Source organism: Streptomyces sp. Inha503 (assembly GCF_047215865.1).
Classification (GTDB): Bacteria; Actinomycetota; Actinomycetes; order Streptomycetales; family Streptomycetaceae; genus Streptomyces; species Streptomyces lycopersici.
Map to the genome: position 1 here is coordinate 3,136,240 of NZ_CP178360.1, position 23,727 is coordinate 3,159,966.

28 protein-coding genes and 1 pseudogene are annotated in these 23,727 nt (G+C 68.8%); 21 read left to right on the top strand and 8 right to left on the bottom strand.

Translation table 11 applies throughout. The features are described from left to right. Window positions 1-67: 67 nt before the first annotated feature. Entirely contained in the window at window positions 68-319 is a 252-nt protein-coding gene (locus ACJX2R_RS12600) for a hypothetical protein (protein ID WP_413100184.1), read from the bottom strand. A 143-nt stretch (window positions 320-462) separates the two neighbouring features. Here ACJX2R_RS12600 and ACJX2R_RS12605 point away from each other — a divergent pair, with 143 nt between their 5' ends. After that, a complete protein-coding gene (locus ACJX2R_RS12605) occupies window positions 463-693 on the top strand; it encodes an STAS domain-containing protein (RefSeq protein ID WP_413100185.1) in 231 nt (76 codons plus the stop codon). A gap of 247 nt (window positions 694-940) precedes the next feature. On the opposite strand, the gene ACJX2R_RS12610 is transcribed toward ACJX2R_RS12605, so the two are convergent. The 4 genes and pseudogenes from ACJX2R_RS12610 to ACJX2R_RS12625 form a co-directional block, all read right to left on the bottom strand. Next, window positions 941-1,528: a hypothetical protein gene (locus ACJX2R_RS12610; protein WP_413100186.1), complete on the bottom strand. Its 588-nt coding sequence runs from the start codon at window positions 1,526-1,528 to the stop codon at window positions 941-943. A gap of 599 nt (window positions 1,529-2,127) precedes the next feature. Further along, window positions 2,128-2,362, bottom strand: a pseudogene (locus tag ACJX2R_RS12615) (helix-turn-helix domain-containing protein); the annotation flags it as partial. Between the two features lie 26 nt (window positions 2,363-2,388). Continuing rightward, a complete protein-coding gene (locus ACJX2R_RS12620) occupies window positions 2,389-2,757 on the bottom strand; it encodes a VOC family protein (protein WP_413100187.1) in 369 nt (122 codons plus the stop codon). A gap of 85 nt (window positions 2,758-2,842) precedes the next feature. Continuing rightward, window positions 2,843-3,448, bottom strand: coding sequence for a 2'-5' RNA ligase family protein (locus ACJX2R_RS12625; RefSeq protein ID WP_413100188.1), 606 nt, complete (start codon window positions 3,446-3,448; stop codon window positions 2,843-2,845). A gap of 517 nt (window positions 3,449-3,965) precedes the next feature. On the opposite strand from ACJX2R_RS12625, the gene ACJX2R_RS12630 reads away from it, so the two are divergent. Genes ACJX2R_RS12630 through ACJX2R_RS12640 form a run of 3 tightly spaced genes read left to right on the top strand, consistent with a single transcriptional unit; the run spans window position 3,966 to window position 5,648 of the window. Beyond that, window positions 3,966-4,178, top strand: a complete 213-nt coding sequence (locus tag ACJX2R_RS12630) for a hypothetical protein (RefSeq protein WP_413100189.1) — start codon at window positions 3,966-3,968, stop codon at window positions 4,176-4,178. Next, window positions 4,178-4,861: a restriction endonuclease gene (locus ACJX2R_RS12635; RefSeq protein ID WP_413105834.1), complete on the top strand. Its 684-nt coding sequence runs from the start codon at window positions 4,178-4,180 to the stop codon at window positions 4,859-4,861. The genes ACJX2R_RS12630 and ACJX2R_RS12635 overlap by 1 nt, the downstream gene beginning before the upstream one ends. 46 nt (window positions 4,862-4,907) lie before the next feature. After that, window positions 4,908-5,648 (top strand): restriction endonuclease, encoded by a 741-nt coding sequence (locus tag ACJX2R_RS12640; protein WP_413100190.1) that lies wholly within the window; start codon window positions 4,908-4,910, stop codon window positions 5,646-5,648. 48 nt (window positions 5,649-5,696) lie between these two features. Here the strand turns inward: ACJX2R_RS12640 and ACJX2R_RS12645 are convergent, their stop codons facing one another. Both ACJX2R_RS12645 and ACJX2R_RS12650 read right to left on the bottom strand, forming a co-directional pair. After that, a complete protein-coding gene (locus tag ACJX2R_RS12645; RefSeq protein WP_279932618.1) occupies window positions 5,697-5,927 on the bottom strand; it encodes a DUF397 domain-containing protein in 231 nt (76 codons plus the stop codon). Next, window positions 5,924-6,781, bottom strand: coding sequence for a helix-turn-helix domain-containing protein (locus ACJX2R_RS12650; protein WP_413100191.1), 858 nt, complete (start codon window positions 6,779-6,781; stop codon window positions 5,924-5,926). Before ACJX2R_RS12650 ends, ACJX2R_RS12645 begins: the two co-directional genes overlap by 4 nt. Before the next feature lie 247 nt (window positions 6,782-7,028). Here ACJX2R_RS12650 and ACJX2R_RS12655 point away from each other — a divergent pair, with 247 nt between their 5' ends. The 17 genes from ACJX2R_RS12655 to ACJX2R_RS12735 all read left to right on the top strand — a co-directional run bounded on the left by ACJX2R_RS12655 (window position 7,029) and on the right by ACJX2R_RS12735 (window position 23,139). Beyond that, entirely contained in the window at window positions 7,029-7,421 is a 393-nt protein-coding gene (locus ACJX2R_RS12655) for an ATP-binding protein (protein ID WP_413100192.1), read from the top strand. Between the two features lie 56 nt (window positions 7,422-7,477). Then, the gene (locus ACJX2R_RS12660; RefSeq protein ID WP_413100193.1) at window positions 7,478-7,942 is read left to right on the top strand and encodes a GNAT family N-acetyltransferase; all 465 of its coding nucleotides are present in this window, start codon (window positions 7,478-7,480) and stop codon (window positions 7,940-7,942) included. Between the two features lie 109 nt (window positions 7,943-8,051). Then, on the top strand, window positions 8,052-9,467 hold the full coding sequence (locus tag ACJX2R_RS12665; protein WP_413100194.1) for a protoporphyrinogen/coproporphyrinogen oxidase: 1,416 nt from the start codon (window positions 8,052-8,054) through the stop codon (window positions 9,465-9,467). Further along, window positions 9,457-9,933, top strand: a complete 477-nt coding sequence (locus ACJX2R_RS12670; protein WP_413100195.1) for a hypothetical protein — start codon at window positions 9,457-9,459, stop codon at window positions 9,931-9,933. The genes ACJX2R_RS12665 and ACJX2R_RS12670 overlap by 11 nt, the downstream gene beginning before the upstream one ends. Next, a complete protein-coding gene (locus ACJX2R_RS12675) occupies window positions 9,930-11,336 on the top strand; it encodes a glycosyltransferase (RefSeq protein WP_413100196.1) in 1,407 nt (468 codons plus the stop codon). The genes ACJX2R_RS12670 and ACJX2R_RS12675 overlap by 4 nt, the downstream gene beginning before the upstream one ends. After that, the gene (locus ACJX2R_RS12680) at window positions 11,329-13,692 is read left to right on the top strand and encodes a pyridoxal-dependent decarboxylase (RefSeq protein WP_413100197.1); all 2,364 of its coding nucleotides are present in this window, start codon (window positions 11,329-11,331) and stop codon (window positions 13,690-13,692) included. The genes ACJX2R_RS12675 and ACJX2R_RS12680 overlap by 8 nt, the downstream gene beginning before the upstream one ends. Beyond that, window positions 13,689-14,567, top strand: a complete 879-nt coding sequence (locus tag ACJX2R_RS12685; RefSeq protein WP_413100198.1) for an aminoglycoside phosphotransferase family protein — start codon at window positions 13,689-13,691, stop codon at window positions 14,565-14,567. Before ACJX2R_RS12680 ends, ACJX2R_RS12685 begins: the two co-directional genes overlap by 4 nt. After that, window positions 14,564-15,076, top strand: coding sequence for an NUDIX domain-containing protein (locus ACJX2R_RS12690; protein WP_413100199.1), 513 nt, complete (start codon window positions 14,564-14,566; stop codon window positions 15,074-15,076). Before ACJX2R_RS12685 ends, ACJX2R_RS12690 begins: the two co-directional genes overlap by 4 nt. Before the next feature lie 35 nt (window positions 15,077-15,111). Next, a complete protein-coding gene (locus tag ACJX2R_RS12695) occupies window positions 15,112-16,131 on the top strand; it encodes a monodechloroaminopyrrolnitrin synthase PrnB family protein (protein WP_413100200.1) in 1,020 nt (339 codons plus the stop codon). Continuing rightward, window positions 16,128-17,234 carry a hypothetical protein gene (locus ACJX2R_RS12700; RefSeq protein ID WP_413100201.1) on the top strand — a complete coding sequence of 369 codons (1,107 nt, stop codon included), beginning with the start codon at window positions 16,128-16,130 and terminating at the stop codon, window positions 17,232-17,234. Before ACJX2R_RS12695 ends, ACJX2R_RS12700 begins: the two co-directional genes overlap by 4 nt. Beyond that, the gene (locus ACJX2R_RS12705; RefSeq protein WP_413100202.1) at window positions 17,231-17,875 is read left to right on the top strand and encodes a class I SAM-dependent methyltransferase; all 645 of its coding nucleotides are present in this window, start codon (window positions 17,231-17,233) and stop codon (window positions 17,873-17,875) included. The genes ACJX2R_RS12700 and ACJX2R_RS12705 overlap by 4 nt, the downstream gene beginning before the upstream one ends. 21 nt (window positions 17,876-17,896) lie before the next feature. After that, window positions 17,897-18,937, top strand: coding sequence for a hypothetical protein (locus tag ACJX2R_RS12710; RefSeq protein WP_413100203.1), 1,041 nt, complete (start codon window positions 17,897-17,899; stop codon window positions 18,935-18,937). Between the two features lie 13 nt (window positions 18,938-18,950). Next, the gene (locus ACJX2R_RS12715) at window positions 18,951-20,144 is read left to right on the top strand and encodes a hypothetical protein (protein WP_413100204.1); all 1,194 of its coding nucleotides are present in this window, start codon (window positions 18,951-18,953) and stop codon (window positions 20,142-20,144) included. Next, window positions 20,141-20,899 (top strand): aminoglycoside phosphotransferase family protein, encoded by a 759-nt coding sequence (locus ACJX2R_RS12720; RefSeq protein WP_413100205.1) that lies wholly within the window; start codon window positions 20,141-20,143, stop codon window positions 20,897-20,899. The genes ACJX2R_RS12715 and ACJX2R_RS12720 overlap by 4 nt, the downstream gene beginning before the upstream one ends. 185 nt (window positions 20,900-21,084) lie before the next feature. Continuing rightward, complete coding sequence (locus ACJX2R_RS12725; protein WP_413100206.1) at window positions 21,085-21,636, top strand: HAD family hydrolase; 552 nt, start codon at window positions 21,085-21,087, stop codon at window positions 21,634-21,636. A 143-nt stretch (window positions 21,637-21,779) separates the two neighbouring features. Beyond that, a complete protein-coding gene (locus ACJX2R_RS12730; RefSeq protein ID WP_413105835.1) occupies window positions 21,780-22,310 on the top strand; it encodes a kinase in 531 nt (176 codons plus the stop codon). A 355-nt stretch (window positions 22,311-22,665) separates the two neighbouring features. Continuing rightward, window positions 22,666-23,139, top strand: a complete 474-nt coding sequence (locus ACJX2R_RS12735) for a hypothetical protein (RefSeq protein WP_413100207.1) — start codon at window positions 22,666-22,668, stop codon at window positions 23,137-23,139. 299 nt (window positions 23,140-23,438) lie between these two features. Here ACJX2R_RS12735 and ACJX2R_RS12740 read toward each other — a convergent pair whose 3' ends face one another. Then, window positions 23,439-23,648: a hypothetical protein gene (locus ACJX2R_RS12740; RefSeq protein ID WP_413100208.1), complete on the bottom strand. Its 210-nt coding sequence runs from the start codon at window positions 23,646-23,648 to the stop codon at window positions 23,439-23,441. Window positions 23,649-23,727 lie beyond the last annotated feature (79 nt).

Genomic DNA, 23,727 nt, shown 5'->3' on the forward strand with positions numbered 1-23,727 from the left:
GGCCGGACCGCTGGCTTCCCGGCCGGGTAAACTCGCACAGGCCGCCTGTCCGGCCCTTGACCGCCGTTCACGACAGCGGAGGAGCCCCCGCGGCCCGCATCACCGCTGGCATCACCGACGACGGATCACCTCTGGCCACCCACCGGAAGCGGGCCACCATCATCACCTCGTCGAGGCCGTAGCGCACATAGCCGTCCACGACCCCCGGGCTCTCGGGACGCGGCCGCAGAATCCCGTGTCCCGGGATCGCCTCCTGCCCGAGGTGCTGCTGGTCCTCCAGCTCCGGACAACCCGAAAACTCATACACCCAGTGCCCCATCCTGACCTCCCACAACGCCAACGATCACCTTCTTGATCAGGCACGCTCCTGCGCTGCACGGGTGACAGTGGACACAGCCCCTGTCCTGGAGTTTTCCAGGAAGCCACCCCTGCGGGGCTGCCTCGCGCCAAGGAGACGCGCCGGTGCACGAGAGGATCAGGGTGGACCGGACAGCCACCGGCCCCGACAGCTGCCGGGTCACGGTGTCGGGGGAACTTGACCTCGTCACCGCCGATGACGTACGCCAGGCACTACAGACAGCGGTCGGTGAGAACCGGGTGTTCGTGGTCATCGATCTCGGCGGGCTGACGTTCTGCGACTGCACGGGACTGAGCGCCCTTCTGGCCGCTGCCCGGTACCGCTCACGCCGGTGACGTCGAGCTGCGACATGCGCCGTTCCGCAGTTCCTCGCCCGCATCCTGCGGCTGTCCGGCACCCGTGGTTCGTTCAACATCGAATCGCGCGCGACCAGTCATAGTGTCAGCCCGGAGCAGTTGCACGCGAAAGAGGTCCGTCGTTCATATACAGGAAGGCGTCCGCTATCTATATCTCGATCTGACCAAGGTCACCCACTGCTACAGAGTCAGCCCTCGCCGGACGAGGGCGACGCCACCACGGAGATCAGTCCTCGGGTTTGATCTTTGAGGACACGAAGAACAGCCCTGCCGTTGCCGCGATGAAACCTCCGGCCAGTTCTTCGTAGCCCTGGAAGTAGGTGATGGGGATGGCGATGGCGCAGGCTGCTCCGACCAACTCGATGAAGCCCCCGATCAGCCGCCGGGAACGGCTCGGCGGCGGAGGGTGATGGGGGTTCGGCGGGCTTCGCCAGCAGTGGAGGGGGCCCGACCTGGGCTTCCAGTCTTCTTCCCGGAGTTGCAGATACTCTGGGTGGTGGCGGGCGTAGCCCAGACGGCGGGGCGCCAGGCGCCGCCACGGAAGCCAGCCCTGCCGGATCGCGATCCATGCGAGCCCCGGCAGGCAGGCGACGGCCGCCCAGATCGCCGCGACTGTCCGCTCTCCGGCCGAAGCCGACAGAATGCCGAGCAGCCGGTCCAGCTGGCCGCTGGCGGCGTAGGCGATCAACGCGGCTATTGAGAGCACCGCCGCGGTCTGCTCTATCTGGTGTCCGGTGTGGCAGCGGGCACAGCGTGGCACGGACACGATTTCCTGACGCCAGGTGGTGCGCAGGACGACGATCCATGGGGTCATGGTGGTTTCGGTATCCTTGTGCACCCCCAGGACGCGGTCGTGCCATGACGCCGGTGTGGCCTCCCGGCAGAACCAGCACTCCCGCACCACGAGTTTCCTTTCCCGGCCGTTGCGCGATTGCGGACGGCATTTTAGGTGTTGCCCCGCAAGGAGCGTGAGTTGTCTGTTGTGGAAGGGCCGTGAGAGTTACGGTCACCATCGACGCCAACAGCCTGCCGGACACGTCCTTAGACTCTGAGCCGAGCTCGGCGGAGACCCTTGCCCGCTGCTCGCCGATCGGCGAGCAGCGGTCCGGTCTTGAGTGAGTTCGCGAAGCGGGCGGCGGTCCGGCTTGCCCGCCGCCGTCAGACGCAGGGAGGGCAGCAGGCGCAGGGCTTCCGGCGCGTAGAGGTGGCCTTTGCGGGCCGTGACGTAGTCCCGGCGTTCTCCGTAGTGAGGGTGGTGGCCGGGGGTCGGTACCACGGCGGCGTGACGTGTTCGGCCGCGTCTCGTCCTGGCGGCCGAAGACCGTGCACTGGGCGACAGCGGGGTGGCTGAGGAGCAGATCCTCCAACTCCGTCGGCCTGCCGGCCTCCCGTGACCTCAACTCAGAACAGGCCGTAGTGCGAGTCGAAGCTGTTGGCGTTGAAGTTGTGGATCACATCCCCGACCCGGTCCGTGCTGGTGAACGTCACCTCGCTCGGCGATTCTCGCCACGCTCATGCCCTGCGCGGACAGCAGCACCATCTGGGCCCGCCGCCAGGTCACCACCGACCCCGAGCCTCTACGAACGATCCGCAGCAGCCGCTGCCCCTCGTCGCTGTCGATCTCCCGCACACGCAGCCGTTCCACCATGCAAGCTGCCCCCCCGGGGGGCTCCGTCAGTGGTGACCGGTGTCGATGACACAGAAGCGGTTGCCTTCGGGATCAGCGAGCACGACGAAGTCGGCGTCGTCCGGATCAAGATCCCAGTCGACACGCTGAGCCCCCAGGGACACCAGCCGCTCGACTTCGACGGCCTGGTCGGCCGCGTCCCCGGCATACAAATCCAGATGGATCCGCGGATGCTCCTGGACCGGCGTTTCGCTGAGACCGAGTGCCAACTGCACCCCCGCCCCTTCCGCTGGCACCAGCACCACCCAGTCGTCTTCCACCTCCTCGCGTGGGACGTATCCCAGGGCCTCCATCCAGAACGCGGCCGCACGCGGCACATCCGAGACACCCAGCACAATGGATCCAACTCTCAGCATGCGCTGATTCTGGCGGACAGCACCGAGTCGACGACACCGACTGTGCCCCCAACAACGAAGCGAACGTTGCCTGACGCGGCACCACTTAGCCGAGTTGGACCTCCTCGACGACATCCCAGGTGTAGTAGCCGCGGTCAGGGTGCTGGTACTGGTTGACGAGGTGGACGCGGTCGATCGTGATGTCCACGCGTGGGGGCCGCAGTGCCCGCAGTGCCCGGTTGAGGTTCCGGTCCGGGAAGTCATCTCGCGCATACGCGATCGACGCATGTGCCCAAAAGCGCAGCTCAGGCGGCCTCAAGGAAATCCCGGGCACCCTCTCGGCCGCAGTGCGGACACGGCGGTTGAGCGCGGCCATTCCGTCCTCAGGGTAAACCGCGACGGTCACCGCAGTGACGCCCGGCCACACGGGTCCGAGCTGAACCTGGAACGGCTGCACGCCGGTGAGCTCGTCGCGCAGGGTGACGCGGAGCTTTGCCAACTGGTTCTCGTCGAGTGCGTGGTGGATGCCCTGCGCCGTGGCGTGCAGCCACTCCTCGGGGATCACGCCGAGCTTGTCGCCATACTCGGAGAGCAGTTCGTGGTGGGCACGGGCGTACTCACGGAACTCGGGATACTCGCTCAGCAGCACGAGGACGTGCGGGAAGGGGCCTCCGCCCTGCCAGATCTTCTTGGGGACGAAGAAGTTCTCCAACGCCGCGGTCCTGTCATCTCGTCGGTCTCCACTCCGGACGGTAGTGTCCGCAGGCCGCGTCGCGCGGGTTGTTCACGAAACATCTGTGATCGGAACAGCGGTCCTTCTTCCGATACGCTGAGCGTCCTTCCGGATGGGCCGAAAAGCGATGGCCAAATAGGATGGCGGACCCTGACGAGCACGTCCGTTTTCACGCCAACTCCGCACCGCCTCCCAGGGCCGCTATCACGGTGCCGACGCAGGTGAACTGTCGTCGATCAGCAACGAATCGGCAAGACACGGTGGTGTTCATGCCAGTTGACGCGACCGTACGGCACCGAAAAACCTCCATGTCAGAGGTGGGATGCTCGCTCAACTCATCGATTGGGAGACACCAGTTGATGCACCCTTGGCTGGTTTGTGATCGATGCGAGCCCACTCTCGTGATGACCCATCAGTTTTTGTCAGTGCCCGCTGATACACCCATATCCACAGGGGCAGCATCACCAGGTTGCCAGGTCACAGGAGGGGGAAGGGCATGCCGCCGGAGGGATTTCACGAGGTTCGTCGCCACATCCGCAGGAATCCTCGGCCGCGCGGAAAGAAGCTGGGCGGCTGGACCATCACAGGAACCGTCGCCTTCGTCTGGCTGTGGGGGCAGGTCTTCGGTTTCGGCAGCAGCGACAGCGGGGCCGAGACGAACAAGCCGGTCGCACCCACGCCGTCGGTGTCCGCGTCGTCGAGCCGGTGATGGGCGGCATCCGGTTGCGATTGCGCGCGCCGCGCGGTCGTCGCGAACGGGTGGCCGCGGCTGTCGTCGCCCTGGCCGTGGCGACCATGCTGGTCCAGGCGGCGACGGTGCTGTGGCGTGCGATCGTGCGCGGGTGGCCGCTCGTGGCTGCCGTGGCGGTGGCGGTCCTGTTGGCTGTCGTCCGGTGGCAGGTGCGGCGGGTTCGGCTGCGGCGGGCCCAGGCCGCGCTCGTCGCGACTCTGCGACTCCCGCTCGACCGGATCGACGCCCTCAGTGATGCGGAGTTCGAGTTCGCCCTTCGGGATCTCCTCATCCGGGACGGCTGGTCGGCGCAGCAGGTCGGGCAGGCCGGCGATCAGGCGGCCGACGTCATCGGCCGGCATGCGCAGCATGGGCGGATCGTGCTGCAGGCCAAGCACACCACCGTCGGCGGCAAGGTCGACTCGAAGGTGATGTACCAGGTCAAGGGGACCGCTGGGCCTGTCCACAAAGCCGATGTCGCGGTCGTGGTCACCAACGGCGGCTTCACTCGGGATGCCAAGGCATGGGGCGAGCGGCATCAGGTCCACTGGGTCGATCGTGAGCGGCTGCGGCAATGGGCCGAAGAGGGAGTCCCTCTGCACACTCTGCTGCGCCTGTCCGCCCGCAGGCCACGCAGGACATCGGTGCGACGGGCCGCATAGCGCGGGGGTCACCAAGAGGCCAGGTCAGGGTAGAGAAGGGGGAACGTTGTTCGACGAGGACGGGTCGCTGGACCCGGTGTTGAAGGTCATCCTCTGGCTGATCCTCGGCTTGAGCATCGCCAAGGTTGCCTGGCAGTGGCTGACTGATGACGCGTGGCCTTGGCTGCGCGACGATGTGGGTGGCTGGTTCACGGAGGATGTCCGGGGATGGCTCATGGGGCATCCCTGGTGGTTCGCGCTGATCATTCTGGGCACCCTGGTGCTGCTGTGCTTCGTGGTCTTCTCCGAGCGAGGCGGCTACGTTGTCGCCTACAGCGACACCGAAGACGTGGAGGAGGAGCACGCCACCGCGCCGGTCGCCGATGCGCCCAAGGTCCTGACCTTCCGGATGAAACAGCTCACCGCGATGAGCGCGAACGGCTTCGAGCAAGCGTGCGCCGACCTGCTCGCCCGGGACGGGTTCGTACGGGCTCGCCGGGTCGGCGGCTCCGGGGACTTGGGTGCGGACGTCGTGGCCTGGGACGGAGAGGGCCGCAAGATCGTTGCGCAATGCAAGCAATACACCGCGCCTGTCGGGTCCGGGGCGGTGCAGAAGTTCAACGGCACCGCGCGTCCCGAGCATGGTGCGGACGTCGCCGTCATCGTCGCTCTCAACGGATTCACCAAGCCCGCAACCGAGTTCGCCGAGCGGCACGACATCGTGCTCATCGGGCGGTCGGAGCTCAAGCGCTGGGCACATGGCGAGCACCTCTATGCCGTCGTCGGCGAACAGCACTCCCCGGCGTAGCCGGCCAGCCAGAGATTTGGACTGGCCGGCAGTCAGAAGCGGTGCAGATCAGTTGCGTCGGAGTTCGCCGCGGAGGATGCCGCCGATGAATGCGTCGTATTCGGCGTCGGTGAACAGGTGCGGTGCCTTGCCGGTGTTCTTGGAATCACGCAGGGCCACGATGCCCTGGTCGAGGAAGGCGACCTGGACGCAGGTCTGGCCGCCGCTGCTGCTGGTCTGCCACTGGGCGTCGCGCAGCTGGGACTCGACCCAGGACGGGTCGAGCTCGTTCTTGTTCATGCAAGATCCTTGGCGATGGTGGTGAGGAGTGGTACGGACGCCTTCTGGGAGAGGGCGTCGGATTTGAGCATGTCGCTGGTGGTGCGGTACACCTCCACCGTGTCTGGCTCGTTGAGGTGGAGCAGGGCCCGGATGGACTCGATGCACACGAGGTCCCGGCCCGTCGGGAAGGACATGAGCATGAAGTGCCCGTCCATCCCTGCGTGTGCACCGGTCCGGTAGGGCAGGACCTGGATGGTGATGTTCGGGTCCGTGCGGGCAAGCCCGATCAGGTGCTCGATCTGGGCCCGCATGACGGCCTTGCCGCCGACTTCCTGGCGCAGGAGCCCTTCGGGAAGGACCGCCCATATCTTCAGCGCAGGATCGCGCTCCAGCATGTTCTTCTGGTGCTCCTGGCGCATGGCTACGAAGCGGTCGATGTCCTCCGGGGTCTTCCAGGCCCGGCTGCCTTCGGTTACGGCCCGGGCGTACTCGGGCGTCTGCAGCAGACCATGGATGGCGACGGGGTTGAAGACGAACAGGCTGCTGGCGCTCTCCACCAGGGAGAGGTAGTCGCCGAGCGGGTCGTCGACAACGCCCTCGTACCGCTGCCACCAGTCGGCCTCGCCAGCGCGGCGGACGAGGTTGCGCAGTTCTTCACGCAGGGCCGGGTCGTCGATCTGGTAGACCTCGAAAAAGTGCGGCAGTTGCTGGATCTTGAGTCCCTGCACCCCCTTCTCGATCTTGCTGACGGTGGAGAGGGACTGATACCCGAGGCGGCGAGCTGCCTCCTCCTGCGTCCAGCCCAGGGCTTCGCGGATGCGCCGGAGCTCCGCGCCCAGGCGTCGGCGTCGCGGGGTCGGCTCAACCGGCATCCCCACCTCCTTATGTTGGGCGACAGGCTAGCGTCTGCGCCAGTTCGGGAATATGCCAAATCCCTGAAGGGAAAGACTTTCCTCAGGGGCCTTCTTGCCGCAAGGGTAGTTGGCGGTCCATTATCGAGTCTCGCCTACTCGGACGGTGGCGTAGCGGTTACGCGGTGCCACCGCGTTCGAGTGCACGTCCGTGCCGCTTGGAGGACCAGTGCCTGGGATGGTGGTCAGCCCGGTCCGGCAGCACCACATGGTGCTGCCGGAGGTCAGCCCCGATGCGATGGAGCTCGTGCGCGAGATCGTGCGGATCCTGCTGCGGATGTGGCACAAGAGCGACCTGAGCTTTGTGGCCGAGCTCGGCGTCACCGAGCTGCTGACGAATGTCTGGAAACACACTCCGGGCGACTGCGAGCTCCTGATCCGTGAGATGCCCGACGGCGTCCTGGTCGGCGTCACTGACTTCGACGACGCGCTCCCCGCGGTGAAAGAGCCGGTGGACGACGCCGAGTGCGGCCGGGGCCTGTTCCTGCTGGCCGCGCTCACCGAGGAGCTGCAGACCCAGCCCCTGCTCACCGGGAAGCAGGTGTGGTTTCGCCTCGGACGCCCTCTCGTCGGCGGCGAGGAAGAAGCGGACCATGGCTGAGCTCTCACGAAAGATCCGCGCGGCAACACCAGTCCCGTCCTGTCAGGAGAGCGCTCATGCAGGCTGTTCCCGCCGTCCAAGCCGATCTTCCCGCATGGCTGCGCCTGGCGGGCGAGGTCGAGGAGCTGTTCGGCCCCATGATCGACGATCCGCAGTTCCGGGAGGCCGTGGAACGCAACATCAAGCGCGGGACCGCCCTGTGCGTACGCGATACGCCGGATGTGCCCGGCGGCGCGCTCGCCGGCGGGCTGCTGATGTCGGTCCATCCCCCGCGGTACGAGATCAGCTGGCTGGCGGTCGGCGGCGCCTGGCGGGCCCGGGGCATCGGTGGACTGCTGGTTCGCTCCGCTCTGCGCGACCTCGCCGTTGCTCCGGGCACGGTCGAGGTGACGACGTTCGGGCCGGACCACCCTGGCCGGGACGCCCGCGGCTTTTACGAACACCTCGGCTTCGCACCTGTCTTGCCCCTGTCCGCGGACGGTATGCGCCAGACCTACCGACTCCGCCTGTCGGATGGGTGACATCCTCCCGGCCGTGGTCCGCGGGCTGCCGCCTGCATCAACTCCAAGAGGACAACAGGCCGAGAGGCAAGCACCGACTGAGTTCCGGCCGCGCGAGGAGGAGAGTGCCGTGAGGAGCACCAGAGCACGCACCGCCATCCCGGTGGTGATCTTGGGCGGGGGACCGTGCGGACTCGCGTGCGCTCACGAACTCCAGCGCATCGGTCACCGCGACTGGGTACTGCTGGAGACCGCGCAGACGGTCGGGGGCTTAGGATCCTCGGTCGTCGACGAGGCTGGCTTCACCTGGGATCTCGGCGGTCACGTCGTGTTCTCCACGGTGAAGAGCTTCGACGCGTTACTGGACGAGCTGTTCGCGCCGCATGAGCTGCTGCGCCACGAGCGCTCCTCGTTCGTCCGGCACAGCGGACGGTGGGTGCCCTACCCCTTCCAGCAGCACCTGCACCACCTCCCCAGAGCCCAAGCCCAGAAGTGCCTGGACGATCTGGCCATGGCCCAGGCCCGCGGCCTGGCCTCTTCGGGAACGGACTTCGGCGTGTGGCTGGAGGCCACCTACGGTCCGGCCCTGGTGGAAGAGTTCTTCGCCCCGTACAACCACAAGATATGGGCCACCGCCCTGAGCGAGATGTCCTCCTCCTGGATAGCAGAGCGGGTCGCCCCCGCCGACACCAGTGCGCCGCGAAGGAGGGGGGCGTCGGGAACGACATCAACGAGCCGGTGGGGCCCCAACGCACAGTTCGCCTTCCCGGCGTCGGGCGGCACCGGCGCGATCTGGAAGCGGCTGGCCTCCCGCCTGCGCGGCGATATCCGGACGGGGCAGGCTGTCCTGCGCATCGATGAGGCGGCGAAGACCCTGCTGACCTCTGACGGCAGCATCCTCTCCTACGGGAGCCTGGTGGCCACCGGCGCGCTCGATCAGCTCGTCGCGATGACGGCCGGGGCACCCGCGCACGTGCGCCAGGCCGCCACGGCCTTGAAACACACCACCGTGGCCATGGTGGGCCTCGGCTACAAGTCACCGACCACCGACCGGCGTTCGTGGCTGTACTTTCCCGGCTGTGAGGCGCCGTTCTACCGGGCGACGAACTTCTCCCGGTACGCACCGGCCAATGTCCCTCACTCCGACCCCAGCCGGTACTCGGCCTGGATGACCGAGACGTCGCTGCCCGCCGGAACCCTCCTCGACGAGGCCGCCCTGATCGAGGAGTGCGACACGGCTCTGCGGCGCTGCGGTCTGGTTCCCGACGGCGCCCAGCGCGTCAGCGGCCACCTGGAACTGATCCCCTACGCCTACCCGGTCCCGACTACCGGCCGGGACACGGCCCTCGCGCGCATCCAGCCCTGGTTGGAGAGCCACGAGATCTACTCGCGCGGACGCTTCGGCACCTGGCGCTACGAGATCGGCAACATGGACCACGCCGTCACCATGGGCCAGGACATCGCCCGGCGGCTCGTCCACGGCACCGCTGAGAGGATCTACACGGCTCCCCGCCCAGCGGCCCGGGAGGCGGTTCATGGGCGCTGAACTCCGCCTCGACGCTCATCCGGTCACGAGCTGGCTCCTGCTCGGAGCCGCGCCCGACAGCACACGCGCCGTGGACGAGCTCCTCGACCGGGGCGTCACGCACGTCCTGGACTGCCGGACCCCGCGCCCGATGCCACCGCCCGCGGCCATCTGCCCCGGCCTGGTGTGGTGTTCGGCGCCCACCGAGGACGACGGCGCCTCGCGCGGCACCGACTGGTACTCCGCCTGTCTGGCCTTCGCGGCACGGGCGGCACGCGAGGAGAACGCCCGGCTGTACGTCCACTGCGCGGCCGGAGTGAACCGCTCCCCGGCCGCCGCCTACACGATTTTGCGCTCGCGCGGATGGACGGCGTCCGCCGCGCGGTCCCGCATCCTGGCCTGCCGTGCCCAGGCCCGCCCCCGCTACTTCGAGGACGCCGAACAGTGCCTGGCCGAACTGGGCCTCGTCGAACAGGAGAGAGCGTGATTCGCGCCAGCCGGCTGCTCGCCGCCGCTTACACCGCCAGGGCCCTCTACATGACGGCCTCCCTGGCCCTGTCCTACCGGTACCTGCGCACCGAGGCCGACCGTACCGAGGAGGAACTTCCCAAGGAGACGCCGGGCCTGACGTTGATCATTCCTGCGCTGCGGGAACAGACAGTGATGCCCCGCTCGCTGGAGCACTTCGCCGCGCTCGCCGCCCGGTGGCCGACGTTGCGCGTACTGGTCGTCACCGCGGCACGCGAGGCTGCCGAGACCCCCGGCGGCCTGCCAACCACCGACGACCTGTGCCGGAACCTGGCTCACCAGCACAACACCAGGCTCGGCAGGGAGGTCTTCGCCGTCGTGTCCTACCCGGGGCAGGGCCGCCGGGCCTCCCAGCTCAACTACGCCGTGGCCGCGTTGGACAAGCTGTCCCCGCCCGCCGGCGACTACGTTGCGGTGTTCGACGCCGACGCGGTCCCCGATGCCCGGCTTGCCTCCCAGTTCTCCCGCGCCGCGAAGGGGCGGCCCGCAATGATCCAACAGCCGATGCTGCCAGCCTTCCCCGGCAGTAGCAGCGGGCGGCGCTCGGCGGTGATGTCCGGCCAGGATCTTGCCGCGTTCCGCCGCACCCTGGGCATCGAGTACCGCCGTATCCAAGTGGCCCGCTGGTGTGCTCCCGGCCGACGCCCCCGGCTGCTGGCCGCGCTCGCGCGCCCGATGGTCTACGGGGTGGGCTCCGGGCTCATCGTGCGCCGAGACAAGATCGAAGACATCGGGTTCTTCCAGGAACCGCACGATGACCTCGCCGTCGGTCACCGCCTGAGCATGGCCGGCGAGCCAATCGCGGTGCTGCCCTCGGTCAACATCGTCGAGCCGTACCAGAGCGTGGGGGCGATGGCGCGGGCGTTCAGCAGCGTGGCCTTCGCGAACGCCGCGACCCGCCACGACTACCGCTTCGCCAAAGCGCACCCCACCCGCATCTCGGCTGCCGGGCAGCGGCTCCTGGCGGCCCGCGCCCTGGCCGATGGTGCGGCCTGGGCGCTGGGACCGGCGGTGATGGGCGCCGCCGCCACCCACCTGGTGGTGAGGCGACGGTACGGGCCGCTGGTGGCTGCCGCTCTGGCAGCGGGCCTGATCGAGCCGGTTGTGGCCTACCGGCTGCGCGGACGCGTCCTCGACGACTTTCGAGCGGCCGGCCCTGCCGGCGGGACTTGGCGGCAGCCGCCACCCGCCGCGGCCGTCGCCACCTACATGCTGCAGCCTGCGGTGAGCGCGCTGGGTCCGTGGCTGCTGGGCGTGCGCGCGAGTGCCGCCCAACTGACCGGCCGGGAACTGAGGTTCACCAAGACCGAGCACCTGGGCGAGATCGCCCCCGAAACCCGAGGAGGCACCGTTCATGGGTGATCTGGACATCGGCTGGGCCGTGCCCACCGCGTTCCCCGAAACCGGCTGGAGCCGCTCGTTGATCGACGAGCACCTCGAACAGGCCCGGGGCGAGATACCGGCGTGGGACGACCCCGAGCAGACCCGGCTCGGCTTCGCGATGGCCGCCCCGCATCCGGAGGCGGTACGTGTCCTGGGCGACTGGTCCGCGCTCAACACCAACAACGTCGGCACCCACACCCGCTTCGGGGAGGGCAAGGCGGGCACCCGGCGGCTGGAGAAGGAAGCCCTGGCCGTCCTCGCCGACCTCTATCGCGGCGGCGCCCTCGACGGACACCTCACCGGCGGCGCCAGCGAAGCAACCCTGGCCGCCCTGCGGATCGCCCGCAACCTGCTGCGCGCCGATGGCCACCAGGTCCGCGTGATCACCTCCGACCTGTGCCACGCCTCGGTCGGCAAGGCCGCCGAGATCCTCGACCTCGACCTGGTACGCCTGCCTGCCGGGCCCACCTGGACCCTGACCCGCGAGCAGGTCCGTCCCGCCGCACAGGAGGCGATAGCGGCCGGGACCACGGGCATCATCGTGGTGGCCACCGCCGGCTACTACAACAGCGGCTTCGCCGACCCCGTCGACGAGATCGCCGCCGACCTGCGCGACCTCGCCTTCCAGCACCCCGGACAGGCGGGATGCTTCCTACACATCGATGCCGCCCACGGCGGATTCGTCTTCCCCTTCACCGCCCCCGATCTGCCCTTCGACTTCCGCAGCCCCGGCGTGCACTCCATGGCTGTCGATCCCCACAAGGCCGGTCTCATGCCGTACGCGTGCGGGGCCCTGCTGGTGCGCAAGGGACTGCTCGAACACGTCACCCGCATCGACCCGCACACCCGGATCCCCGACGAGACCGTGCTGGGCTCCCGCCCCGGCGCCACCGCGGCAGCCCTGTGGGCCACGCTGCACACGCTGGGCCGTACCGGCTACACCGCCCTGACCACCCGCTGCCTCGAACACCGCGACCAGCTCACCGCCGCCGTACGAGCCGCCGACGCCGAAGCCCTGCTGGTGCCCGCCCCGCACGCGCCCGTTCTCTCCGCCGCCTTCAGCCACCCCGGCGGACGGCTGCCGCCGGAATTGTGCGACCGCTACCGGCTCGTCCCCCTCAGCCTCCCGGACCCGCACGGAGGCGGCGGGACCCGCCTCTTCTACCACTTCTACGCCTCCGTCTCGCTGACCGATGCCCAGATCACTGCGTTCGCCGGGCGCCTGGCCGCTGCCACCGCCCAAGCCCGCGCGACGGCTTCCGACGACCGCGGCAGCGGCAGCGGGCGGAGCATCACCTCCGAGGTGGTCGCGGACACCCGCGCCCACACCGACTGCTTCCGTCACTTCGTCGTCCACCCCGAAGGACGTCGTGACCCGCAGGTGCCGGGCTACTCCTTCCACACCTTCGCCCACCGGCGCGCCACCGGCGAGCAGATGCAGGACATCCGCTGGGGTGAGGCGCGGGCCGGCGGCGACCTGTGGGTCTACGCGCCCGACCTGAAGCATCCCTTCGCCAATGAGCTGATGGGGGTGCGCACCGAGGGCTATTCCCTCGAAGTCCTCGACCTCCACCAGCAGCAGTTGTCCCTGGTCGGCGCGATCCACGCCACGATGCTGCTGCCGGGCTCCCTGCGTGTCCTGCTGAACTTCGAGGCGGACGGCACCTTCCGCTCCGCCGAGTACAAGGCCCTCGGTGAGCACGGAGCCGACGAGCTGCAGATCTTCCCCGACGCCATCACCGCCAAGATCGGCAAGGACGCAGCGGGATTCCTCCGCCCCCACAGCGACGACTACTCCTTCTCCATCGACACCTCGGCCGAGATCAGGGTGCGTCGCACCGACGGCGCAGCCGCCCCCGTCGTCCAAACCGCCCGTCACAACGCCGATGTGCTGCTGCCGCGCCGCCGGCACCTTCGGCGCGAGCAGTTCCGGCGCTTCCCGAACCGGTTCTTCGACATCGAGCTGGAAATCGAGGCCGGCCGGACCTGGACCGGCACCGCCTACCTGGCGGAACTTCTCGCCCCCACCAGCATCGGCACCGTACTGGCGGCACGCTCCGCGACCGCGGGACTGTGCACCGTGGACGGCAGGGTCAGCGACAGCGGCCTGCACCTGGCGCTCACCGCGCTGTCCGAGCCCAGGACCGATGCGATCGAACTCGCCGCGCCTTGGTACCTCGGCCGTCATCTGCACGGCGCACTGCCCCGCCTGGACGTTCGCGACCCGGATCAGCTCAGCGTCGAGCAGGTCATCGACTTCGCCGAGAACGTCCACGAGGTGTTCATTCGCGACGGACTGCCCGCCGGCCTCGTCATCGCGGGAGCCGGACGATGACCACAGCCACGCTCGACCGCACGGCCCTCAGCCGTCTTCTGCCCGGCGCCGAAACCCTCAGCGCCCGGCCCTTGCCCCAGGGCCGCTTCAACGCCTGCTGGCACCTTGCCGACTCCGACCGCGCCTATCTCCTCAAGCTCAACGACCGTGAGGGCGAAGCTCATCTGCGTCAGATGGCCGCGGCCATGAGCGACGCGAGGGCGGGCGGCGTCGCGGTCCCGCAGGTCCTGCGCGTGGGCGCCGACCCTGACCTTGGCCCCTTCCTGCTCCAGGAATGGCTGGATGGCCGCACCTTCGCCGAAGCCCGCCAGGACAACGCCATCACGGCGGACCTGTGGCCGCGGCTCGGACGCCAGATCGCCCTGCTGCACTCCATCCAGCCACCACGTCCCCTCGTGGCGACACCGGCCTCCCGTGCCCGCCATCTTTCCGACCTCCTGGACGGCCTGCGCCGACACCGGCTGATTCCCACCGCGCTCGCCGAGGCAGCCCGCCAGCACGGCCTGCCTCTGGCCGAAATACTCGGCGACCAGGAGTGCGTGAATACCCATCAGGACATCCACCCGGATAACATCCTCATCCGTCCCGGCGGCAAGATCGCCCTGCTCGACTTCGACCACGCCACCACAGCGGAATACGCCAGCGACTTCGTCAAACCCGACCGCTGGTGCCTGCCCTCCGCCCACGACCGGCAACAGATGCTGGACACCTACTGGCAGCAACGCCGGGAAGTGGCCGACCCGTTGTTCGAGCAGCGCCTCGCCTTCCACCGCCTGGTCATCACCCTGTCGTACTTCCTGTACTGGCACGGCCGTGACCCCACCCAGCTCCCTGGGTGCACCGCGGCCCTGCGAACCGAACTGGAGCGAACATGACCGCCAACGACACCGCCACCACTGCCATTCCGGCTCCCGCACCGATCATCGGGCCCGGCGTCCAGGTCGTCGCCGCACTGCTGCGCCGCGACGACCACATCGTCCTGGTCCAGGAACAGCGCGACGGAAAGGAGATGTGGTCCATCCCCGGCGGCGGCGTCGAGCGCGGCGAACTCCTCACCGAGGCCCTGGTCCGCGAGGTCAAGGAAGAGACCGGCCTGAACCTGAGGGCGGTAGGCCCGCTGGCCTACCTGGTCAACACCACGACCGAGAAGTACCCCTCCACCGTGGTGTTGACCTTCGACTGCACCGAGTGGGACGGCGAGATCGCCGTGCACGACCCGGACGGCAAAGTGACCGGCGCGGTCCTGCTGCCGCTGACCGAGGCCAAGACCGCCCTGGCCTCTTCTACCGCGACCCGACCCGAGATCGAACCCCTGCTGGACTACCTCGACAGCCTCAGCACCGGCCGCGTGTGGTCCTACCGGGACGACCTGCCCATCGAATGACCGCGCCCGGGACACCGGGAGCCGGGAGAGGACTTATGACGCTCACCCACGACCTCGACTCGACCACGGCCACGCTCGACCCGCTCGGCGCCGACGCGGTGATGAGGGCCTTGCCCCAAGCCAACATCTCGGCCGACACCAGGTGGCTGCACACCCGAGCCGAGCGCCTCTCCCGGCACGCCGCCTCGATCCGTGACGTCGCCCCCGCCCGGGCGGCGTTACGGGACCTGGGCATGATCACCGCCTGCCTCGCCCGCCACACCGGCCGCCAGATCCCGCCGCCCGCCGTCGAAGCGGCCATGCTCCACCTGGGCGCCACAGCCGACGAGGTCCCCCGGGAAACCGTGTACTCCTACGCGACCCGCAACCCCCGTGGTCCCCGAAGGCGCTCCTTCACCGACACCCCGGGCGAGCACGTCTTCATCGACGAGGTCACCGACGCCAGCCACGCCCTCGACGACGCGATCCGGCACTGCGCGGGCATGCCCGAGGCGGCCAACCAGGAAGCGGCCGACGGCCTCGCCGCGACCGTCCACGAGCGGCTGCGAGCCTTCGCCGCGCATCTGCTGACGGTCAAACGCACGCTGACACCGGAGTACTTCACCGGTCTCCTGCGTCCGTACTACCCGCCCCTGGACATCGACGGGACCACCTACTACGCGCCGGGCGGCGCCCAGATGCCCCTGCTCGTCCTCGACGTGATGATCCTCAGCCAGGCCGCCACCGGCAACCTCGCCGCCTGGTACGAGCAGTACCTCACCGACAACGTCCTCTACCTGCCGCCGCACCACCGTGCCATGGTCGACGCAGCCCGCCGGACTCCGGGTCTTGCCCGCCTCGCCCGCCACCGCCCGCACCTGCGGCCAGCCGTCTCCCTGCTCATCGATGACCTGCTGCGCTTTCGGCTGCCCCACCGCCAACTCGCTCGGGACAACATGGCCGTCCGGGATGACGGAGCCCTCGGCAGCGGCGGCTACACCACCAGCGCCCTCGACCGCCTGCTCAACGTCACCGAAAGTGCCCGCGCCCTTCTCAGCCCCGGGAGTCCCGTATGAGCGCCTCCATCGACAGCGACTTTCCGCCCTTCCCGCTCGGCGCCCCACGCTCCCCGCTCGCGCTCGACCCCAGGCCCAGCCACCCGCCACAGCCGGTTGCGGATCACGTCCGCCTGGACTACCCCAGCCGCATCAACGCCATGGCCCTGGACTCCAGCAAGATCGTTCCCAGTCAGGGCGCCTACCTCGCGGGCGAACTCCTCTTCGCCTGCGACCTCATGCGCCGCGTCGATGTCGAGATCGTCGGCGACGGACCCGCCGTCCAGACCACCCCCGACTGCGACCACCCGGTCCTTGCCCGGCACGCCGCGCTTCTGATGCGCACTGCGCTCGGCACCCGAGAGCGGCTGCGGGTACGGGTGCGCGCCCCGGATCTGCCCGCGCACCTCGGACTCGGCTCGAGCAGCGGGCAGATCGCCGCCGTGGCCGCGGCCGTCAACGAGCTCTACGGACATCCCGTCCCCGCCCGCCGGCTCGTCAAGTTCCTGGCACTCAACCACGGTGAGGAGATCGACCACGACGACGCTCACCTTCTGCCGGTCCAGTGTCTGGGCGGATCCGCGACGGCCGGGCTCATACCCGGCGCGGTCCAGGTGATCGCCGGCGCGCACGTGCCGCTGCTGCAGGCCGCCCTGCCCGAGGACATGCGCATCGTGCTCGGCATGCCCCACAACCCGGTGATCTGGGACGCCCGCGACAGCCTCGCCGCCGAGGCCCGCCACTTCGACGCCTTCACCACCACCGGCCGCACATACGGCCCCGAGATCGCCTACCGGCTCCTGCACGATGCCTGGCCCGCCCTACTCGACGGGGACCTCGGTCCGCTCGGCAGCCTGCTGTTCGACTACCGCTTCCGGATGGGGAGCCTGACCAACTGCGCCTTCTCCCATCCCGAACTGCTGGCCACCGGCGAAAAGGCCGAACACATCTTCACCGAGCACCTCGCCGAGGTCCTCACCCTGTCCTCCGTCGGTCCCACCTTCGCCGCCCTCACCCGCACGCCCGAACGGTGCGAGCAGGCGTTCGCCGACGCGGGACTGCGGACCGTGCGCTGCCGACCCCGGAACAACGGCTACACCCTCCACGGCCAGGAGGAACAGTGACCCACACTGAACCAGCACCCACCGGCACCTACTGGAACGACCGCGCCACGGTCGACGCATTCGCCGAGCTGCCCACGCCGCCCTACCTCGCGGATCTGCTTACCGCCCCGGTGCCCGACGCCGCCCTCGCGCTCGACGCGGGCTGCGGTGCCGGCCGGAACGTGCCCGCCCTGGCCGCTGCGGGCTACCGGGTACTCGCGATCGACCTGCACCTCGGCATGCTGAACCAGGCCCGCCGCCACGCCGGACCCCGGACCGCCTTCGTCGAAGCCGACGTCACTCGCCTCCCCCTGGGCGACCGGAGGGCGTCCCTCGTCGTGTGCCACGGCGTCCTGCACAACCTCCACCACCGTGACATTCTCGCCACGGCGCTGCGCGAGCTGCACCGGGTCCTTCTCCCCGGCGGAACGCTGTCGCTGAACCTCTTCACCGCCCATCACCTCGACCCGTGCCTCACTCCCCTCGGCGACGACCGGTACGCGCTGCCGAACGGCCAGCACATGACGCTCCTTTCCCCCGAGGACCTGCTCTGCTTCATCCATGCCGCAGGACTCGTCCCGAGCGGGGAAGCCGTGCAGTACCTCAGCCCGGGAGACCCGGGGCAGCGCTCGGTATGGCGCGCGACCCTCACCCGGCCGTAGCCCATCGGAAGGGGCTCGCTCGTGCTTCTCGTCGCGGCCACCACCGATTCGCCGACCGACCCCGGCATCGCCTACGCCCATCTCAGCGTCCCCGTGTCCGGCCCCGCTCTCGTCCTTGACGGGCCGACCTTGCGCCGTCAGCGGTGGCACGGGCCCAACGGCGGCCGGCCGAAGGACGCCACCCCCGGGGTGGTCCGCGTCCCCTTATGGGCCTGCCATGTCGACGAATCCACCGGTGAGGCCGTCTTCTTCGTCACCGTGGAATGGCGTCCAGACGCCGTCGTCCTGGCAGCCTTCCACCGCACCACTGTGGCCGCCGACGCGTCCGGAGATCTCACGGCGTGGGCCTGCCTCATCGCCGATGAGCGTGCTGTGGTGAACTTCCCGCTGCCCCGCCCCGGACATCGCTCCGGACACGGCCCGGAGGCCGAGGAGAAGATCACCCTTACCATCCCGGCCAATCCCGCCGCGGTCGCCCGTCTGCTGCGCGATCACCTGCCCGCTACCGGTGTGCCGGTCTGCGGCCCCACCATCCACCGGCGCGTCCTGCGCTCGGACATCTATCTGCCGCCCGGGACCGGACGGCGCGAGTACGCCGCCCTCACACCCCGTTCCGACGGAACCTGGTGGGCCAAGGCCAAAGTCCTCAAGGACGGCCAGCTCCACAAAACCATCCGCCCCGCCGCCACCCGTGACGAGGCCCTGACCCAGATGGCAGAAGTCCTCGGCCACCCGCGCCTCATTCACGCCGGCCTGCTCCAGCGCGCCACCTGGGACCTGCCCTCGCCCGCCGACACGGACGGCCACTGGTCCACCGTCACCGTCGACACCACCACCCTCGCTCCGCACCCCGGCACCCTGCAGCAGGTCGAGATCGAGTACGGGGCCTGCTTCACCGCCGTCCCCGTCACCGCGACCGCCTCCCAGATACGGCAGTCCGTGGCCCAGACCGCCAACACCGTCGCCGCCGTCCTGACGGATCACCACATCCCGCACGCCCGCAACGGCCAGAGCAAGATCGAACACTTCCTCGCAGCCGGAGATGCCGATGCCCGCCGCTGATCAGGTCATACCCATGCTCGACGCCTTCCTCGACGGCGACACCCATGCGGCCTCCCTCGATACGTGGTGCACCGAGAAGATCACCGTCCAGCTCAGCGGGCTCACGATCGAGGTGCTTGCATCTACCAGCACCGCAACGACCTACGTACAGCGCCTGTTCACGCCGCCCAGCAACCTGTGGAACGTCGTACGCCCCGACGCCGCAGCCACCGGCGCCACCGAGACGATGCGCTGCCTCGCCCTGCCCCGTGCTCACGTCTCGGCCCTTGCCGAGCGTGTCCGTTCACGGGGCACTGGAACACCACGCCCTGCACTGATGCACGTCGGTGCCCCGGCAACATGGCACCAGATGCCCGGCGGCCCGGTACTCCTGACCGATCCCGATGCCGGAATCGCGCCGCAGCTCATCGTCCGCCACCCCGACGGCTTCACCGTCATCACCTGCGACGACACCGACGCCACGATGAACGCCGCCCGGCATCTGCGGGAGATCGGCTACCGGCGGGCCGAGGACGACGGCTGGGTGTGCCTGCACGCCTCGGCCGCCACGACGGACGGCCGCGGCATCCTGGTCGTCGGCGACTCCGGCGCCGGCAAGTCCACGCTCGCGCTCGCGCTGGCCGCGACCGCGAAGGGCGCCTTCCTCTCCAACGACCGCACCATGATTGCCGCTTGCTCAGGCATGGCTCCGCAGGCTGTCGCCATGCCCGGCCCGATCCGGCTCAACGGCGGCACCCTGCAAGCACTCGGATACGCGAGCGCCGAGCAGTGGGACCTCACGCGCCCCCAATCGACAACGAACACCGACTGGCAGAACTTCCGCGGCTCCAACAAACTGCACATCCTCCCCTCCGAATGGCATGAGCGCACCGGCACCCCATTGGCCACGACCTCAACCGTGGATCTCGTCGTCTTCCCACAGGTCATCCAGGGCTCCCAGGAGCTACATCTGCGTGCAATGCACCCCGAGTCGGCCCGGGAGCTGCTGGGCGCTCAGTGCATGTCGCAGGGCGACAACATCTACGTCAGCGACTGGCTCGGCATCCGGACGAGCAGCCCCGACGACCTCGCGCGCAAGGGGGCCCTCGTTGTCGACGCCCTCGCCGGCCGGCCAGCTGTCAGCCTGCGCTTTGGCACCCGCACCCCGTACGCCGCCGTCGCCGAGACCGTGCGCGCGGCCTTCAGCAACCCCGCTTCAAGTCGATGAGCGCCACAGTGATTCCCCCGAGCAACCGGCTTCTCCGCCTGCCCGGCGCCGTGGCCAAGGTCTACCGCGAACCCTGGCGCGCGCACACCGAAAAGGCAGCTCTGCAGAGGCTTTCCGAGGCTGGCATACGAGCCCCGTCCGTACTCGCCGGCGGTTCCGTCCGGGGCCGCCGACTGCTGATCCTGCGACGTCTGCACGGCACGGCGCCAGGCCGTGGTGAGGGGGCCCTGCGGCGGGTCATCCCCTACCTGCATCGTGTCCACCAGATCACCGGCCCCGGCTTCGGTCGTCTCTGCGCCCCGGTGGCCGCAAGCTGGGGAGACCACCTCCGCGAGCGGCTCGTCTCGTATCAAGCCGCGCTCGCCCGCCACGGATTCCACGAAGCCGCTGCCACAGCCGAGGCGCTGGCGAGTGCGCCCCCGCCCGAGCCGGACGCGCCTCGTCTCCTGCACAACGATCCGGAACCCGGGAACTTCCTGTTCGGGCCAGCCGGTACCGCGGGCCTCGACTGGGAGCTGGCGATCTACGGGCATCCGAGCCTCGACTACGCCCGGGCCGCTCATGCCTTCGCTGTCCATCCGGTCCAGCTGAGCCGACTCCTTACCGACCACGGCCTCCCGCACTCAGAGGAGACCTTGGCCGCCTACCGCTCCGTTCACCTGCTCGGACGTCTCATGTCAGCGGTCACCGCCACCCCGCCCGACCCCGTAGCTGCCCAGCGCCACGCACGAGACCTGATCACGAAAACCACCTGACGACGCGACAGCGAGGCCCCATGCAGGCACGTCACCCCTACATCGGCCCCCCGGCCGACCAGCACTCGTCCACCTCACCACACGAACGCGACCCGCTCGGCGCCGCTTCACAACCCGACTCCAGCTGCCTGGCACCCGGCACCTGCGACCACGGGAATCCTCCGGACCCGGACCGCTACGACGCGGTGCTCTTCGACTGGGACGGAACGCTCGTCAACAGCCATCCCCTCAACTTCCGCGGCCTCTCCCGCGCCTGCGCCAGATGGGGTCTCATGCTCAACGAGTCGTTCTACACGTCCAGGATCGGGACCTCCGGTGCAGAGCTGATCAGCGAACTGGCAGCCGCCACGGGGACCCACGTGCCGATCGACGAGGTTGTCGCCCAGTGCCTCGACCTGATCCTCGACGAGATCGCCGAACTGCAGACATACCAACCGGTGGTCCAGCTTGCCGAGACCCTGCACGGCCGCCTGCCCCTGGCCATCGCCTCGGGCGGTGCACGCCGGGCCGTCCACGCCGGCCTCGACGCCACCGGCCTACGCCCTCTGTTCACCGACGTCATCACCGGTGAAGACGCCCCTCGGGGCAAACCGGACCCGGGACTATTCCTCCTCACCGCGGCCCGCCTCGCCGTCGCCCCCGCCCGCTGCCTGGTCTACGAAGACTCGACCGAAGGCGTGCAAGCAGCCAAGGCCGCTGGCATGGATGTCGTGGACGTGCGGTGTTTCCGAACATGATCCAGCTGAGCCCCAAAGAGTGCACCGACGGCACTCGAACCCGCAGAACCGGCACGGGCCGCTTCGCATGCAGAAGGATCCGTGCCTGTAGTCGCGTCGCCGACATCAGCAAGCATCGCTGCTCGCGTAGCGTGACGCGGGTGATGATGGGCACCGAAGAGACACGGCTGGTGATCGTACGAGGCAATAGCGGCTCGGGAAAATCGAGCGTCGCGGCCGGCATGCGTGAGAGGTTCGGGCGCGGACTGGCCTTGGTCAGCCAGGACAACCTCCGCTGTGTGGTTCTGTGCGAGCACGACCGGCCCGGGGCGGCAAACATCGGCCTGATCGACGTCGTCGCCCGCTACGCCCTCACTGCGGGCTATCACACGGTGATTGAGGGCGTCCTCTACGCCGAACACTACAGCGACATACTGGCCCAACTACGTGCCGACCACCGTGGCGTGACCCACGGCTACTACCTGGACATGCCTTTCGAGGAAACCCTGGCCCGCCATGCCACCAAGCCCGATCTCGCCCACATCAGCAAGGCGCAGCTACGTTCCTGGTACCGGGAACATGACCTGCTGCCCCGCGCTATGGAGACGGTCATTGGTGCCGACAGCACTCTGGCCGAGACCATCGACCGCATCATGCGTGATACGGGACTGGCAGACCTTACGGCTCCGGAGTAGCTGGCGTAGGAAGGTGCCAGGCCCCGGGGATTGATGTTCAGTCTCTACAAAGGGGGGACCATGCTGTCTCTGCTATTCGGAGAGTTCCGATACCCGACTGCACCATTACGGGACGGCGACTTCGACGACCGGCCCCTGAACCGGGGGCTTCGCTCGCTCCGCCCCGTTCGGGTCGACGTCACCATCGACCGTTTCCACCTTGTCAACCAGCGGCAGGACCCGGCAGCGGGGTACTACACGTGGGAAGTGGTGGAAGAGTTCCGATTCGTGTAGGGGACGGATAGGTCAAGACGTCAACTCGTCCGGGCCTTGCAAGAGTTCGCCTTACGGCACCCCAGGGAAAGAAGATATCGGCATGACGACGATCATCGAGCAGTCGCGGACGTGGCAGGGCGAGGGCGGTCCCGCCGAGTGGACGCAGGCATGGGACCGCACCCGTGAGCTGATCGGCACCCGTGCCGACCGCTTCAGCGAGCACGACAGCGACGGCTCACAGGAGGACGCGATCTCCGCTCTCGCGACCGCCCTGTATATCACGGCCCGGGAACGGCGCATCGAGCCCGTCGTTGTGCCCCGGCAAGCCGTCGACGAACTCGCTGACAAGCGTCCCGGGGAGACCGACCTCGATGTCGTCCGGAGGTGGGAGACTCACCTGGAGAACTTGGGGCACGACGTCGACGACAAGACCGATCCCGTCTCCGCCCGCTGGCACCGCCTCCGCTACGACCACGACCCCGAGCTGTACTGCGACGACGTGCTGGCGCGCCACGGATACGGCCTCACCGCTATCCGCTACGTGCTCGGCGACCACGTGGCGCTCGCCTTCTGAAGCCGTCCCTCTCGCAGCCGAAGGCGCATGCTTCGCGTTGTGGACGAGCGGGACGGCGGTTGCGCGAGCGGCTGGCGGAACGGGCAGTAAGGCTGAGTGCCCGGAGTGCGGGGTGTGGTGGGTGGCTGCTGTGGACCGGCGGTCGACGGCCTTATACTGCTCGCCGCGGTGCAAGGTGAGGGCCTGAGGCGGAGAAAGGAACCGTTCAATGAACGGTCACAGTGACCGCATCGTGAGCGGCTGAAGTGGTCAAGTTCTGTCCAAGTTCGGTTCATCCAAGGCTGTTTGTTGTGTCCACGTCACATCTGGTCTGACACTCGGCGCAGATGCGGGCTCTGCCCCGTCGCGGCGAAGTGCCGTGCCCTGACCCGGAGGGAAGAAGGATCGGGCCTCGTGCCGCAGTCCTGGATCTCGTCCACATCACGCCCGAGCAGGACCGACGGCTCAGCGGCCGGGCCTGTGACCGGTGCGATGCCACCGAGGGCCTGCACGAGGGCGGATACGCCCACACCGCCAGCGTCCCCGATGGGCGGGGCCTTCTGGGATGGCCTGTGAAAGTCTGCCGCGACTGCCCGGCAGACTTTGGGG

Coding starts and splice junctions, on each gene's coding strand:
- ACJX2R_RS12600 (WP_413100184.1), bottom strand. CDS start 319: ATGGGGCACTGGGTGTATGAGTTTTCGGGTTGTCCGGAGCTGGAGGAC.
- ACJX2R_RS12610 (WP_413100186.1), bottom strand. CDS start 1,528: ATGACCCCATGGATCGTCGTCCTGCGCACCACCTGGCGTCAGGAAATC.
- ACJX2R_RS12620 (WP_413100187.1), bottom strand. CDS start 2,757: ATGCTGAGAGTTGGATCCATTGTGCTGGGTGTCTCGGATGTGCCGCGT.
- ACJX2R_RS12630 (WP_413100189.1), top strand. CDS start 3,966: ATGCCGCCGGAGGGATTTCACGAGGTTCGTCGCCACATCCGCAGGAAT.
- ACJX2R_RS12635 (WP_413105834.1), top strand. CDS start 4,178: ATGGGCGGCATCCGGTTGCGATTGCGCGCGCCGCGCGGTCGTCGCGAA.
- ACJX2R_RS12645 (WP_279932618.1), bottom strand. CDS start 5,927: ATGAACAAGAACGAGCTCGACCCGTCCTGGGTCGAGTCCCAGCTGCGC.
- ACJX2R_RS12650 (WP_413100191.1), bottom strand. CDS start 6,781: ATGCCGGTTGAGCCGACCCCGCGACGCCGACGCCTGGGCGCGGAGCTC.
- ACJX2R_RS12655 (WP_413100192.1), top strand. CDS start 7,029: ATGGTGCTGCCGGAGGTCAGCCCCGATGCGATGGAGCTCGTGCGCGAG.
- ACJX2R_RS12660 (WP_413100193.1), top strand. CDS start 7,478: ATGCAGGCTGTTCCCGCCGTCCAAGCCGATCTTCCCGCATGGCTGCGC.
- ACJX2R_RS12670 (WP_413100195.1), top strand. CDS start 9,457: ATGGGCGCTGAACTCCGCCTCGACGCTCATCCGGTCACGAGCTGGCTC.
- ACJX2R_RS12680 (WP_413100197.1), top strand. CDS start 11,329: ATGGGTGATCTGGACATCGGCTGGGCCGTGCCCACCGCGTTCCCCGAA.
- ACJX2R_RS12685 (WP_413100198.1), top strand. CDS start 13,689: ATGACCACAGCCACGCTCGACCGCACGGCCCTCAGCCGTCTTCTGCCC.
- ACJX2R_RS12690 (WP_413100199.1), top strand. CDS start 14,564: ATGACCGCCAACGACACCGCCACCACTGCCATTCCGGCTCCCGCACCG.
- ACJX2R_RS12695 (WP_413100200.1), top strand. CDS start 15,112: ATGACGCTCACCCACGACCTCGACTCGACCACGGCCACGCTCGACCCG.
- ACJX2R_RS12700 (WP_413100201.1), top strand. CDS start 16,128: ATGAGCGCCTCCATCGACAGCGACTTTCCGCCCTTCCCGCTCGGCGCC.
- ACJX2R_RS12715 (WP_413100204.1), top strand. CDS start 18,951: ATGCTCGACGCCTTCCTCGACGGCGACACCCATGCGGCCTCCCTCGAT.
- ACJX2R_RS12720 (WP_413100205.1), top strand. CDS start 20,141: ATGAGCGCCACAGTGATTCCCCCGAGCAACCGGCTTCTCCGCCTGCCC.
- ACJX2R_RS12730 (WP_413105835.1), top strand. CDS start 21,780: ATGATGGGCACCGAAGAGACACGGCTGGTGATCGTACGAGGCAATAGC.
- ACJX2R_RS12735 (WP_413100207.1), top strand. CDS start 22,666: ATGACGACGATCATCGAGCAGTCGCGGACGTGGCAGGGCGAGGGCGGT.